This window comes from Pseudomonas fluorescens (genome assembly GCF_002022275.1).
GTDB classification, from domain to species: domain Bacteria; phylum Pseudomonadota; class Gammaproteobacteria; order Pseudomonadales; family Pseudomonadaceae; genus Aquipseudomonas; species Aquipseudomonas fluorescens_AJ.
Window position 1 is genome coordinate 528,518 of sequence record NZ_MSDF01000016.1, and the last position, 13,797, is coordinate 542,314.

10 protein-coding genes are annotated in these 13,797 nt (G+C 60.9%); 2 read left to right on the plus strand and 8 right to left on the minus strand.

Going from position 1 to position 13,797, the window contains the following annotated elements; translation table 11 throughout:
- Positions 1 to 96: 96 nt before the first annotated feature.
- Positions 97 to 1,365, minus strand: a complete 1,269-nt coding sequence (locus BFW87_RS14425; RefSeq protein ID WP_078740554.1) for an Hsp70 family protein — start codon at positions 1,363 to 1,365, stop codon at positions 97 to 99.
- Between the two features lie 239 nt (positions 1,366 to 1,604).
- On the opposite strand from BFW87_RS14425, the gene BFW87_RS14430 reads away from it, so the two are divergent.
- Positions 1,605 to 2,546: a DnaJ C-terminal domain-containing protein gene (locus BFW87_RS14430; RefSeq protein ID WP_078740454.1), complete on the plus strand. Its 942-nt coding sequence runs from the start codon at positions 1,605 to 1,607 to the stop codon at positions 2,544 to 2,546.
- 85 nt (positions 2,547 to 2,631) lie between these two features.
- Positions 2,632 to 8,481, plus strand: coding sequence for an NEL-type E3 ubiquitin ligase domain-containing protein (locus BFW87_RS32280; RefSeq protein WP_254865887.1), 5,850 nt, complete (start codon positions 2,632 to 2,634; stop codon positions 8,479 to 8,481).
- Here BFW87_RS32280 and ureC read toward each other — a convergent pair.
- From ureC to urtE, 7 genes are all read right to left on the minus strand, one after another.
- Positions 8,466 to 10,166: an urease subunit alpha gene (gene ureC, locus BFW87_RS14445; RefSeq protein ID WP_078740455.1), complete on the minus strand. Its 1,701-nt coding sequence runs from the start codon at positions 10,164 to 10,166 to the stop codon at positions 8,466 to 8,468. The two genes, BFW87_RS32280 and ureC, sit on opposite strands and share 16 nt — an antisense overlap.
- Before the next feature lie 113 nt (positions 10,167 to 10,279).
- On the minus strand, positions 10,280 to 10,585 hold the full coding sequence (locus BFW87_RS14450) for an urease subunit beta (protein WP_078740456.1): 306 nt from the start codon (positions 10,583 to 10,585) through the stop codon (positions 10,280 to 10,282).
- Complete coding sequence (locus BFW87_RS14455; protein WP_078740457.1) at positions 10,582 to 11,115, minus strand: GNAT family N-acetyltransferase; 534 nt, start codon at positions 11,113 to 11,115, stop codon at positions 10,582 to 10,584. Before BFW87_RS14455 ends, BFW87_RS14450 begins: the two co-directional genes overlap by 4 nt.
- Before the next feature lie 5 nt (positions 11,116 to 11,120).
- On the minus strand, positions 11,121 to 11,633 hold the full coding sequence (locus BFW87_RS14460) for a GNAT family N-acetyltransferase (RefSeq protein WP_078740458.1): 513 nt from the start codon (positions 11,631 to 11,633) through the stop codon (positions 11,121 to 11,123).
- Positions 11,634 to 11,642: 9 nt separating this feature from the next.
- Positions 11,643 to 11,945, minus strand: a complete 303-nt coding sequence (locus BFW87_RS14465; protein ID WP_010213535.1) for an urease subunit gamma — start codon at positions 11,943 to 11,945, stop codon at positions 11,643 to 11,645.
- A 175-nt stretch (positions 11,946 to 12,120) separates the two neighbouring features.
- Entirely contained in the window at positions 12,121 to 12,960 is an 840-nt protein-coding gene (locus BFW87_RS14470; RefSeq protein WP_078740459.1) for an urease accessory protein UreD, read from the minus strand.
- A gap of 31 nt (positions 12,961 to 12,991) precedes the next feature.
- A complete protein-coding gene (urtE, locus tag BFW87_RS14475) occupies positions 12,992 to 13,690 on the minus strand; it encodes an urea ABC transporter ATP-binding subunit UrtE (protein ID WP_078740460.1) in 699 nt (232 codons plus the stop codon).
- Between the last annotated feature and the right edge of the window lie 107 nt (positions 13,691 to 13,797).

Here is a 13,797-nt window from a genome sequence, read left to right on the forward strand (position 1 = left end):
CATCGCGGGCAAGCCCGGCTCCCACATTTGGAATGCATTCCAGTGTGGGAGCCGGGCTTGCCCGCGATAGGGGCGCCACGGTCTTTCAGCTAAAACTCAGTAGCCGTACCGTTTGCTGGCCTCAATCGCCAGACCACTGCCAATACTGCCAAAGATATTCCCTTCCACATGCCGCGCATTCGGCAGCATTGCCGAGATGCTGTGGCGCAGGGCCGGAATGCCGCTGGAACCACCGGTAAAGAACACCGTGTCGACCTGATCGACCGTCACTGTTGCGTCGTTGAGCAGCTGCGTAACACTGCCGCGCACGCGCTCCAGCAGGCCATCGATCGCCGATTCAAACAGCGCGCGGCTAAGCTCCACGCTCAAACCCGGTTCCACCCGGTCGAGCAGCACATGGCGGCTGTCTTCGCGGGTCAGCTGGATCTTGGTTTCTTCCACTTCCATCGCCAGCCAGTGGCCTGCGCGCTGTTCAATCAACTTGAACAGGCGGTCGATGCCGCCGGTGTCTTCGATGTCGTAGCGCATGCTGCCCAGGGCCAGCTGGGATTTTTGCGAGTACACCGAGTTGATCGTGTGCCAGGTGGCGAGGTTCATGTGGTGGCTGGTGGGCATGTAGGCACCGCTTTTCATGCGGCTGCCGTAGCCGAACAGCGGCATCATGCCTTGCAGGCTGAGCTGTTTGTCGAAGTCGGTCCCGCCGATGTGCACACCGCCGGTGGCGAGGATGTCGCTTTGGCGGTTGTCGTTGTGACGGCGGTCCGGGCTCAGGCGCACCAGCGAGAAGTCAGACGTACCCCCGCCGATGTCGACGATCAGTACCAGCTCTTCTTTCTGGATGGTCGACTCGTAGTCGAAGGCCGCCGCAATCGGTTCGTACTGGAACGAGATGTCCTTGAAGCCGATCTTGCGCGCCACATCCACCAGGGTGTTTTCCGCTTCCTGGTCGGCCATCGGGTCGTCATCGACGAAAAACACCGGACGGCCCAGCACCACTTCTTCGAATTCACGGCCGGCGTTGGCTTCGGCGCGGCTCTTGAGCTGGCCGATAAACAGCGCCAGCAGGTCGGTGAACGGCATCGCGGTGCCGAGCACGCTGGTGTCGTGCTTGATCAGCTTGGAACCCAACAGGCTCTTGAGCGAGCGCATCAACCGGCCTTCGTAGTTTTCCAGGTACTCGTGCAGCGCCAGGCGACCGTAGACCGGGCGGCGCTCCTCGAAGTTGAAGAACACCACTGACGGCAAGGTGATCTTGTCGTCCTCCAGCGCGATAAGCGTTTCCATGCCGGGACGAATCCAGCCGACGGTGGAGTTGGACGTGCCAAAGTCGATACCGCAGGCACGGGCTGGGGATGGGTTTTCCATGACAATCAGGTTCCGGTTGAAAAACGGCCGCGCAGTGTATGCCAGTCGAGGGCGGATGCGTAGGCCGACCATCCGTTAAATCGTGCTTGAAACCTGGGGATTTGCCCCCACATCTGCTGCATACGGCAAGCGCCGATAACACGTTGACGCACCCCCCAGGCCACATCACTCAACAAGTGCAATGCAGCGCACGTTGTGCCCCGGGCTGTGCGATCCCGATTTAGGAGGCTGAACCGCCGATGGATTTCAAAGATTACTACAAGATATTGGGTGTTGAGCCGAGCGCCGATGACAAGGAAATCAAGGCCGCCTATCGCAAGCTCGCACGCAAATATCATCCGGATGTGAGCAAGGAAAAAGACGCCGAAGAGAAATTCAAGGACGCGTCCGAAGCCTATGAAGCGCTTAAAAGCGCCGATAAGCGCGCCGAATACGACGAACTGCGCAAATACGGCCAGCATGGCCAGCCGTTCCAGGGGCCACCGGGCTGGCAGAGCCGTGGCGGTTTTGGCGGCGGCGGCCATGATCAGGGCGATTTCTCGGACTTCTTCAGCTCGATCTTCGGCTCGCGCGGCGGCGGTTTTGACGGCGGTCAGCGCCGTCCTGCCGGGCGTAAGGGCCAGGACGTTGAAATGCAGCTGACCGTGGCGCTCGAAGAGACGCTGTCCACCGAGTCCAAGCAGATCAGCTTCCAGGTGCCGCAATACGACGCCTCGGGCCGGCATGTCAGCAACACCACCAAGAGCCTGAACGTGAAGATCCCCGCCGGCGTGGCCGACGGTGAACGCATCCGCCTCAAGGCGCAGGGTGCGCCGGGGATTGGCGGTGGAGCCAATGGCGATCTGTACCTGATCATCAAGTTTGCTACCCATTCGAAGTTTGAAGTGGAGGGCGAAAACCTGGTGATCACCCTGCCGCTGGCGCCGTGGGAACTGGCGCTGGGCGCAGAAGTGGCGGTGCCGACGTTGACCGGCAAGATCAACCTCAAGGTGCCCGCCGGCAGTCAGAACGGCCAGCGCATGCGTGCCAAGGGTCACGGTTTGCTGAATAAGGCCGGGGAGCGCGGCTTCCTGTACATCCTGCTCAAGGCCGTGATGCCTAAACACGCAGATGAGGAGACCGTCGCCCTGTGGCAGGAATTGTCCAAAAAGGCCGCGTTCAACCCCCGGGAACACTTCTGAAAATAGGCGCCCGGCGCTAACTATCTAGCGCTGTTCCCCTTGTCGGCCATGATGTGCTGACGCTCCATTTGAAAGGAGCGACATCATGGCCGATCTCTTGTCCGGCGCCCTGCCGGCAGCGACCCGAAGCATCCACCGCAACTACCTGGAACAGGCCACGCCTGCCTGGCTGATTGACGCCACGTCGGCCCGCCGCGCCCAACTCAAAAAGGCTCCAGCGCAATTGCCGGCCTGGTTCCTGCGTGCCACCGCGCAACAACAGCGGGCACTGAATGAAAAATTCACCGCCAGCTTTAAACAACAAACCGTACTCGATAAGGCAATGGCACGGCTGCAGGACATTGATGCGTTTGCCGAGCCCTTGCTGGTCAAGGCGCTGCAGGAACAGTTCCAGGTGAAGCTGGACGTCCATCAAACGCTGCTGCAATTGCATAAACCTGTAGAGGTCGAGCAGGTTGGCGTGACCTTTCGCACCTATGAAATCATGCGCTTGCCCTTGCTGCAGGCCGCCTTGCATAACTTTGAAGCCCGCGAGTGTGAGCCGGGGGCTTTTCTGGCTTCGTCGGGGTTTATTACCCAAGGCACGTTGGCGGGTAAAACCGTGCCGGTCAGCACCCTGTTGACGGTGCCGCAATTCACCGCGCTGTGCCGCTCGCTGGACATCGGAGCGAAGTATCAACGTTACCTCAACGACTTCTTGCGTGGCGCAGACCCTGTCGCAGAACAGGTGATGCGGCAGCGGTTTACCCGTGCGCGCAAGGCCGACCTGGCGGCGTCGGCGGAGCAGGCGTTGCTCACCAAGGACATTGAACCGGCGGACTACCAGATGATCGTTTCGGTCATCAATGGCGAAACAAACCCCAGGATGGGGAAAAAGCAGGTGTGGTTCCAAGACCTTGGGCTGATGAAAAAGCGCATGACCGGCTGCGTGGCGTTTGTTATCTGCGAAAAATACCGCTACGCCGATGAACTGATTCTCTACATCCCCCATGACCCGCATCACCCTTTGAAGCGCTACACCTGGCCGCAGATGCAGGCGATGTTCAAGCAGCGATTTACGGCTCGCGATACCCCGGACCCGGGTGATGGCAGCCCGACGGCCTATCAGCGGTTTTTCAGCCAGTTTGTCGGTTACGGCGACCTTCCCGCGTACTTCAATGAACTCAACGAATCGGTTCCAGCGTCGGAAGCGATTGCCAGCAAGGCGCCCTATTCACCGTTGCTCGTGTCGGTGATCAACGGCTTCAACCCGTTTTCGGCGTTTACTCCGGTGCTTGATCTACCGCCGGACCCGCCGCCGACACAGCGGCCCAACATGGACCCTTTCCTGAATGCGATCACGCTGACGCGCAAAGGTCACGGTATCTGGGCGGACAATATCGACCTGTGGGATTACCTCTTCGAGCAGCACCGCGACAAGCTGTTTGCCGATGCCCGTCGCCACGCGGTGCCTACCGCGGATGTCGACGCACGTGTGCGCTCCGAGAAGTTCGCCAAACTGCTTGGCATCGGCTTGCTGGCCTTGAACGTGGTGTCCATGTTCGTGCCGGTGCTGGGGGAGGTGATGATGGTCGTGATGGCCGGCCAACTGCTCTACGAAACCCTGGAGGGCAGTATCGAATGGAGTGAGGGCGATCGCCGTGCTGCCAAGGCGCACCTGGTAGACGTTGCTGAAAACCTGGCGTTTCTGGCAGTCATGGCGGTGGGCGGCAAAGTCCTTTCCAGGGTCATTGCCACCCAGCCTGAACCGCTGATCGAGGACCTTGATCCGGTGGCTCTGCCCAACGGCCAGAAACGTTTGTGGCGTGCCGACCTGGCCGGTTATGAAAGCGCGGTCACCTTGCCGGCTGACGTTATGGCCAACCCACAGGGTGAATACCAGCATGCGGGCAAGAGCTACATCCGTCAGTCAGGCAAGCTGTTTGAAAAAACCTTAGATGCGTCCCTCAATCGGTGGCGCATTCGGCATCCCACTGACCCCCAGGCTTATCAGCCGCTGCTGAGTCACAACGGCGCCGGGGCCTGGCGGCATACGCTGGAACGGCCGCTGACCTGGGACCGCACCACCCTGATGCGGCGCATGGGGCCTGCCGTCGACCGGTTTACCGACGAGCAGTTGCTGCAGATCGCTACTATCAGCGGTACCCGCGATAGCGCATTGCGCAAGATGCATCTGGATGATGCGCCGCCGCCGCCGGTGTTGGCCGACACGCTGCGGTTGTTCAAGGCGGAGCAGGATGTGGCACACGTCATCGAACAGATAGGCAGTGGCCATGCGGTCGATGAACGTTATCTCTATACCTTGCCGTTGGTGACTGAAATGCCGCGCTGGCCAGTGGGGCGGGTGCTCGAAGTGTTTGATGAGCCGAGTCTTACTGGGCCGTCTCAGCGCTACGGTGTCGAGCGGCTGTTCCACGGGGTAAAGCTCAAGCCGCCGATTCGCATCAGCCGCGCAGACGTGCTGGCGAACAAATTGCCTGCGCATGTTCTTGGCGCACTTGATGAGTCGGAAGTGGTTGGCCTGCTGGGCAATGAACCGGCGCGTGTGCGAAGCAACCGTCCTCAGGAATTTCGCAGGCAAATTGCCGATTACGCGCGCACCCGCCAACCCGCGCTCTTCGACAGTCTTTATGCCGGCACTGAAAAGCCTTCCGTCATGGTCGCCAAGTTGCAACGCTTGCATCCAGGCCTCAGCGAGCATGCCGCGCAAAGCGTGCTGGATGAAGCCAGTATCGAGCAGCTGGAACGGCTGTACACCACCGGACGCGCGCCCTTGGCGATGCAGGAGCACGCCCGTTGGTACATCCTTCAGGGCCGTTTGGGGCGAGCCTATACAGGCCTGCACATGGAAAATATGCTCAGCGCCGACAGCAAGCGCCTGGCTCTGCACACCTTGGGCAAACTACCAGGCTGGCCGCAGGATGTACGCCTGGAGAACCGTGAAGGCAGCATCGCGGGTGTTTTGCTGGACAGCATTGGCCCCGAGACCGCGAGGCATCATAAGTACCTGGTCAAGCGAGGGCCGAGTTATCAGGCGTTCAATGACCGCGGTGAGGCCCTCACCTTACGGGTCAGCAGAACCGAACTGATGACGGGGCAATTGCCGGCACGCATCGCGCGTTTTCTGAGTGAACCGCAGATGGATGCACTGGTGGGGCGCTATACGTCGCGTTTGCCGGCTGAGCGTATTGCTGCGGTTCAGAAGAAACTGCAGGAACAAGCGGTGCTGGTCCGAGCGCGTCTGATGCGCAGTTTGTACACCGAGCAGCAGCCAATGACTGACGCGGCGGTCACGTTGATTCAGCGTGATTTCAAACGCCTGCCCACGTTGATGGTGCGCGAGATGCTGGCCCAGGCGACGCCTCAGGAACGGGCGACTCTCGACGGTACCGGACGTATTCCATTGACCCTCGCCCAGCGGGCGCGCTTGCTGCAGCAGGACGTGCGGTTGAGCCTGGCCTACGAAGGGCTCTACCTCGACGGGATGGCGGACCAGGACACCGAAGCCCTGGTGCTCAACACCCTCGGGCGTTTGCCTGGCTGGACCGACAATGTGCGCCTGGAAGTGCGCGAAGGCGGCCAAGGTGGTGCACTGCGCGCCAGTTTTGGGCCCGACGACGCCGCTGAGCGCAAGGTGTTGGTGCGCGTTGGGGACGCTCGTTATCAGGCCCGCAATGAGCGCGACGAGCATTTGCACGGCGTCGATGACCTCTACGCCTCCCTGCAACATGCCTTGCCCGACCGGCATCGTCAGGCGCTGGGGCTGCCGCATGTCGGACAGGGCGCACAGCTCAAGCAAGCGATCATTGCCCATGCATTGCCTCGCGAACAATTACGTACCGTGCTGAAGATGCAGTCACCCGTGCAACCCTTGTTCAAACTGCCGTCACGTTGGGTCGATGGCCGCATTGGCTACCCCTTGAGTGGTCAAGGACGCTACACGCAAGAGGTGACGATCAGGCGCCGGGTACATAAGCTATTTCCAGCTATGACCGAGGCCCACCTGAATAAATTTTTGCAGGGGCGCGACCTCGAAGACGATTCCTGGCTGCTGGCGCTGGAACAAGAATTCGCACAACTGGACGTCGTGTTGAGCCAGTGGATGTGGGATAACAGCCCCGGCCGGCGTGTGCTGAGCGTGCGTCGCAACATCTCTAAAACCATCCGGGCCGCATGGAGAAACAGCAGCGCTCGATGGGACGTTGATGCGCGTGGAGCTTATCGTGGGCAAGCCATAGAGTTCAGTGACCGACGTATCGGCCGCGAGCTGGCAACCCTGCCCGCGTTGCCGGGGAATTTTGATCACGTCACTGGCGTGTCGTTGTCTGATATCGGGCTGACCGAGGAAGGTACAGCCTTTCTGGCGACATTCCGTCGCCTGCGTGCGCTGGACCTGTCGGACAATGACCTCACGCAGTTGCCCAAGGTGCTGGAGCAGTTGCCGCACCTGGAGCATCTGGCTCTGGAAAACAACGAGATCGTCCTGACCCCCGAGGCAGTTGCAGTGTTGAGGGCGCAGACGCGTTTGAACTATCTCTTCCTTGACGGTAACCCGTTGGGTCTGACCCCCGATATTGGTCGCATGGGTCAGTTGAATATGCTGACGCTGGCTGGCTGCGAGTTGAGACAGTGGCCCGTGGGCATTTTCGGGCAACAGAGGCCGCGAGAATTCCAACTGGATTTGACCTACAACGAGCTCACCGAGATACCGGATGTCGCGCCGGGCTCCGAGCGCGCGCAAGTGCTTGCCAGAACCATCGTGAGCCGTGAACAGGTGTCGCCTCAAGTACTGGCGAGCCTGATGCTCTATATCGAGTCAGTGGGGCTGGACCCAGAGCGTAATTTCCCGCCACGTGGCAAGCACGACAGCGTGCGCTGGAAGGCAGGCTTGACTGATGAGCAATGGCTGGCAAAGCAACCTGCCTGGGATGCACTTGAAGCGGCGCCGAAGTCTGAACCGTTTTTCGATGAGTTGCGCAAGTTAAGCACGTCCTCTGATACCGAAGACCCGGAGTACAGCCTCCTGCTGACGGCCAAAGTCTGGCGGATGCTGGAGGCGATGGCGCAATACGCAACACTGCGAAAACGCCTGTTTCGCATGGCGTTGGCGCCGACGACGTGTGTGGATGCCGGCGCGCAGCTGTTCAATGCGATGGGGGTTGAGATTCTGCTGCAGGAAGCGCTGGCGATCCCTGATGAGCCGCTGCGCACCCGCACACTCCTGGAATTAGCGATCGGCCGGTCGCGCCTAACCAGATTGAGCAAAATCGCCGGCGGTCGGATTGATCAGCTCATGGCTCAAGGGCGCGTCGCCCCGCGCTTCGATGGGGACGGGTACTTGATTCCCCAGTACGACGAGCAGGGGAATTTGCGTGCAACATTTGACGAAGTGGAGATCCACTTGGCGTATGCCACGCAATTGGCGGACCCGCTGGCGCTGCCCTGGCAGTCACGCAGCATGAAATTCCCGGAATCGGATGTCACCGAGGAGCACTTGGAGATTGCCTACAAAAGCATTGCCGATTTCGAGCGTGGCGAGCTGCTGATTGATCAGATCCATGAACAGCCGTTCTGGACCAACTATATCCAAGTATCTTTTGGTGATGCCTTCCAGGCTGCTAGAAACAAAATCGAGGCAATCACGGACTTGCAGATGGCGCAGCGGCAGTGGAGCGAAAACGGGCGCCTGAACGCACAGGAAAAACAGGCACTGCGCGATACGATCACCACGGCGGGGCGGATATTGGGTAAGTCGGCTGAGCAGATCCGCGAAGGCGTGGTCATGGATAACGCGCAATATGATGAAGAAATGGAGGCGCTGGCCGTTGAGTTCACGAATGTTCCGACCACGCTGACGCGCCAGCAACTCGCCAGGTTCCCGCAACAGGCCCTGGCGCCCTGGTCGCCAGGGTTATTGGGTCAAAACAGGAAATAACGCTGCGCCATCGGCAACACGTCCGCCGGTTCACACCACAGCAACACCCCGTCGGCCTTGACCTGATAGGTCTGCGGGTCCACCTCGATATCCGGCAGGTAGTCGTTGTGGATCAAGTCGGTTTTCTGCACGTTGCGGCAACCCTTGACCACGGCGATCTGCTTCTTCAACCCCAATGCTTCGGGCAACCCGGCGTCATGCGCCGCCTGGCTGATAAAAGTCAGGCTGGTGGCGTGCAGCGAGCTGCCGAAGCTGGCGAACATGGGGCGGTAGTGCACCGGCTGCGGCGTCGGGATCGAGGCGTTGGCGTCGCCCATCAGGCTGGAAGCAATCGCGCCGCCCTTGAGGATCAAAGTTGGCTTGATACCGAAAAACGCCGGGCGCCACAGCACCAGGTCGGCCCATTTGCCGACTTCAATGGAGCCGACAATATGGCTCACGCCGTGGGTGATCGCCGGGTTGATGGTGTACTTGGCGATGTAGCGTTTGGCGCGGAAATTGTCATTGCCAGGGCCGTCGCCGGGCAACGGACCGCGCTGTTTTTTCATCTTGTCGGCGGTCTGCCAGGTGCGCGTGATCACTTCGCCGACGCGGCCCATGGCTTGGCTGTCGGAGCTGATCATCGAGAACGCGCCAAGGTCGTGCAGGATGTCTTCGGCGGCGATGGTCTCGCGGCGGATGCGGCTTTCGGCAAAGGCCACGTCCTCGGCAATGCTCGGGTCCAGGTGGTGGCAGACCATCAGCATGTCGAGGTGCTCGTCGATGGTATTGCGAGTGAATGGCCGGGTCGGGTTGGTCGAGCTTGGCAGCACATTGGCAAACCCGCAGGCCTTGATAATGTCCGGCGCATGGCCGCCCCCGGCACCTTCTGTATGGTAGGTGTGAATGGTGCGACCCTTGAGCGCGGCGAGGGTGGTTTCGACGAAACCGGATTCGTTGAGCGTGTCGCTGTGGATCGCCACCTGCACATCGTATTCGTCGGCGACGCTCAGGCAGTTGTCGATGCTCGCGGGCGTGGTGCCCCAGTCTTCATGCAGCTTCAAACCGATGGCGCCGGCCTTGACCTGCTCGATCAACGGCTCGGGCAAGCTGGCGTTGCCCTTGCCGGTGAAGCCGATGTTCATCGGGAACGAATCACTGGCTTGGAGCATGCGCGCCAAGTGCCAAGGGCCCGACGTGCAAGTGGTGGCGTTGGTGCCGGTCGCAGGTCCCGTGCCGCCGCCGATCATGGTGGTCACGCCGCTGGTCAGCGCTTCTTCGATCTGCTGCGGGCAGATGAAATGCACATGGCTGTCGATGCCGCCGGCGGTGAGGATCATGCCTTCGCCCGCGATGACTTCGGTGCTCGCGCCGATGGCCATGGTCACGCCGGGCTGGATATCCGGGTTACCGGCCTTGCCGATGGCGTGGATGCGGCCGTTTTTCAGGCCGACGTCTGCTTTGACGATGCCCCAGTGGTCGATGATCAGCGCGTTGGTAATGACCGTGTCGACCACTTCATGGGCGAGCAGCTGGCTTTGGCCCTGGCCGTCGCGGATCACTTTACCGCCGCCGAATTTGACTTCTTCACCATAGACGGTGAAGTCCTGTTCGACTTCGACGAACAGTTCGGTGTCGGCCAGGCGGACCTTGTCACCGACGGTGGGGCCGTACATGTCGGCGTAGGCTTGGCGGCTGATTTTCATCTGTGTGTACCCTGAGAAATTTGTGTTGAATGTGAGACCGCTATCGCAGGCAAGCCAGCTCCCACAGGGGAACGCATTCCAACTGTGGGAGCTGGCTTGCCTGCGATGAGGCCCTAGAGGTCGCCCATGATCCGCCCGGCAAACCCAAATACTCGCCTGCCTCCACTCAAATCCACCAACTCGATTTCGCGACTCTGCCCCGGCTCAAACCGCACCGCCGTCCCCGCCGGAATATTCAAACGCATGCCACGGCTCGCCGCGCGATCAAACGTCAGCGCGTCATTGGTTTCGAAAAAATGGTAATGCGAGCCCACCTGAATCGGCCGGTCACCGCTGTTGGCCACGCTTAAACTGATAGTGCGTCGGCCGACATTGAGTTCAATGTCGCCAGGCTGAATCTGATATTCACCAGGAATCATGCAGGTTGCCCCAGGGTCTTGAAGTAGATGGCGGTCGGGCTGTAACGCCCGTCCGGGCTTTGGCAGTAGTCGGGCAGTTCACCGACTTTGGTGTAGCGCAGCGACTGGTAGAACGCTTCCGCGCCCGAGCCGGCCTCGGTGTCCAGGTACAGCAGCCCGCGCTTGTGCTGGCGCGCGGCGAGTTCCAGGGTGTTCATCAGTTGTTGACCCAGGCCATGGCGCCGCGCGTTGCTGTGCACCAGCAGCTTTTGCACCTCGGCACGGTTCAGGCCGTTGGCTTTCTGGCACAGCGCCAATTGCACGCTGGCGATCACTTGTTCGTCGCGCACCACCACCCACAGCAGCAGGCTGGCGTCTTCAATGCTTGCTTGCACACCGCTCAGGTAGGTGCGGGCTTGGCCTTCATCGAAGTCGGCCATGAAGCCGACCGAAGCACCGTGCTTCACCGCGTCCAGCAACAGCTCAATCAAGCCCAGGCGGTAATGGGCAAAACTTTCAGCATTGACTCGACGCAGTTGCGCGGCGTTCATCGACCTCACTCCTTGGGCGGTTCGGCGCCCGGATTCAATGTCAGTTGCATAAAGGTCAGGTCCAGCCAGCGGCCGAACTTGATGCCCACCTGCGGCATCTGCCCGGTGGTGATAAAGCCTTGGCGCTCATGCAGGCGGATTGACGCCAGGTTGCCGCTTTCGATGGCGGCGACCATCACGTGCTTGCCACAGTCGCGCGCGCGTTCGATCAGCGCTTCCATCAGGCGCGGGCCGAGGCCCTTGCCGCGCTGGTCATTGCGCACGTACACCGAGTGCTCGACGCTGTAGCGGAAACCCTCGAATGGCCGCCAGTCGCCGAAGGAGGCATAGCCGGTGACTTGATCATTGTCGACCGAGACCAGCACCGGATAACCCTGGGCATGCCGTGCACTGAACCAGGCCTGGCGGTTGCCCAGGTCCACCGGTTGTTCGTTCCAGATCGCCGTGGTGTTCAGCACCGCGTCGTTGTAGATATCGCGGATCGCCGGCAAGTCGCTTTGGGTGGCATCACGAATCATGGCCGGGCCTCACGCGATCGGCTGGTGAACGGTGACCAGCTTGGTACCGTCGGGGAAGGTGGCTTCCACCTGGATGTCCGGGATCATTTCCGGGATGCCTTCCATCACCTGCTCACGGCTGAGCAGGGTGGTGCCGAAGTGCATCAGGTCGGCCACGGTACGGCCATCGCGGGCGCCTTCCATCAGGGCGGCGGAGATGTAGGCGATGGTCTCCGGGTAGTTGAGCTTAACGCCACGCGCCAGGCGGCGCTCGGCGACCAGGCCTGCGGTGAAGATCAGCAGCTTGTCTTTTTCCCGTGGGGTCAAATCCATGGTTCAAGGTCTCTCATAAACAGCATTCTTAAAAACAACGAAGATCCGATGTGGGAGCGGGCTTGTGTGGGAGCTGGCTTGCCTGCGATGGCATCAACTCAGTGTCCTGTTTAACCGAGTCGTCTGCATCGCAGGCAAGCCAGCTCCCACAGAGGGCAGGTTCCACTTCAAATCTTCATGTGCTCCAGATTCTTGGTGCTACGGCCTCTCGGCCCAGTACGGCCGGTCGCAAAAGCCGCCATAAATCAATCAACCAACCCCGAGCATGCAACGCCTCGCTGGCCAGACAACGGGCCACCAGCAGGCCCGGCAATTGGGTCAGGTCACCGCGCACCGCGTGGGGCAGGTTGCGACACTGCTCAAGCAATTCAGGCTCGATATCACCGGTCAGCAGCAACGTGGCAAACACCGGCTGGCCGTCCAGCCCGATCGGCGAGTCGAGCAAACCGTCGGCGCCTACAATGCGCTGGCGCTCATGCCAGAGCAACTGGCCGTCGCGGCGAATGTCCAGGTGCGATTGAAAGTGGCCGAGGTCGAAACGCTCGCCGCTGGCCGGGCGGCCGAGTGCGACCACGTCCCAGTAGAACAGGCGGGCATCGCCCTGCAGATCAATGCGCGTGGTGAGTTCGGCCTGGGCGGCGCTGAAGACGATGGTTTCCTGGGGCAGCCATTCCAGCGTGGCGCCGGCTTCCACGCTCAGTTCGAGCTGCTGAAACGCCGGGCCGTTGGCGCGGTACCACTTGGCCGCGCCGGGGCTGGTCAACTGGGCCCAGGCCCCGGCGCCGACGTGGGCGCTGATGTTCAGGCGATCGCCGCCGGCAATGCCGCCTGGCGGGTGCACGATGATGTGCTGGCACACCTCGGGGCCTTCGGCGTACAGGTGCTTTTGCACCCGCAGCGGGCCGAGGTGGCGGCGCATGACCGGGCGCGTGGTGTCGCCGAAACGCGCGTAGCCGAGTTCCAGCTCGGCGTGCCAGCTGGGGGTGAACAGGGCGGGGGAAACGGGCAGGTTCATGGTTCAGTGCTTTTCGTCAGGACGCTACAGATTAGATGGTTACCAGCCCGCGTACACCCTCGGTTTCCATATTTTCACCGCGGCCCTGCGCCACGATTTCCCCGCGCGACATCACCAGGTATTGGTCGGCCAATTCGGCGGCAAAGTCGTAGAATTGCTCCACCAGCAGAATCGCCATGTCGCCACGCGCTGCAAGCTTCTTGATCACCGCGCCGATCTCCTTGATCACCGACGGCTGAATTCCTTCGGTGGGCTCATCGAGAATCAGCAGGCGCGGGCGGCTGGCCAGCGCGCGGCCAATCGCCAATTGTTGTTGCTGGCCGCCGGACAGGTCTCCACCGCGCCGATGTTTCATCTGCAGCAGCACCGGGAACAGTTCGTAGATGAAGGCGGGCACTTCCTTGGCTTCGGAGCCGGGGAAGCGTGAGAGCCCCATCAGCAGATTCTCTTCCACGGTCAGCCGCCCGAAAATCTCCCGGCCTTGTGGCACATAAGCGATTCCCGCATGCACACGCTGGTGCGGCTTGAACCCGGTGATGGCCTTGCCTTCCCAATTCACCGCGCCTTCTTTGGCCGGCAGCAGGCCCATCAGGCACTTGAGCAGGGTGGTCTTGCCCATGCCGTTACGGCCGAGCAGGCAAGTGACTTCGCCTACCTTCACGTCGAATGAAAGCCCGCGCAGGATGTGGCTACCGCCGTAGTACTGGTGCAGCTTGTCGACTTGCAGCATGTTCAAATTCTCCTCAATTCCCTGATTGGAACCGGATCAACTGTGGGAGCTGGCTTGCCTGCGATGACGGTGTATCTGATACACCGCCATCGCAGGCAAGCCAACTC

Bases quoted from the DNA above. Each gene is read 5' to 3' on its own strand.
- BFW87_RS14425 (WP_078740554.1), bottom strand. From the start codon at position 1,365: ATGGAAAACCCATCCCCAGCCCGTGCCTGCGGTATCGACTTTGGCACG.
- BFW87_RS14430 (WP_078740454.1), top strand. From the start codon at position 1,605: ATGGATTTCAAAGATTACTACAAGATATTGGGTGTTGAGCCGAGCGCC.
- BFW87_RS32280 (WP_254865887.1), top strand. From the start codon at position 2,632: ATGGCCGATCTCTTGTCCGGCGCCCTGCCGGCAGCGACCCGAAGCATC.
- ureC (WP_078740455.1), bottom strand. From the start codon at position 10,166: ATGAAAATCAGCCGCCAAGCCTACGCCGACATGTACGGCCCCACCGTC.
- BFW87_RS14450 (WP_078740456.1), bottom strand. From the start codon at position 10,585: ATGATTCCTGGTGAATATCAGATTCAGCCTGGCGACATTGAACTCAAT.
- BFW87_RS14455 (WP_078740457.1), bottom strand. From the start codon at position 11,115: ATGAACGCCGCGCAACTGCGTCGAGTCAATGCTGAAAGTTTTGCCCAT.
- BFW87_RS14460 (WP_078740458.1), bottom strand. From the start codon at position 11,633: ATGATTCGTGATGCCACCCAAAGCGACTTGCCGGCGATCCGCGATATC.
- BFW87_RS14465 (WP_010213535.1), bottom strand. From the start codon at position 11,945: ATGGATTTGACCCCACGGGAAAAAGACAAGCTGCTGATCTTCACCGCA.
- BFW87_RS14470 (WP_078740459.1), bottom strand. From the start codon at position 12,960: ATGAACCTGCCCGTTTCCCCCGCCCTGTTCACCCCCAGCTGGCACGCC.
- urtE (WP_078740460.1), bottom strand. From the start codon at position 13,690: ATGCTGCAAGTCGACAAGCTGCACCAGTACTACGGCGGTAGCCACATC.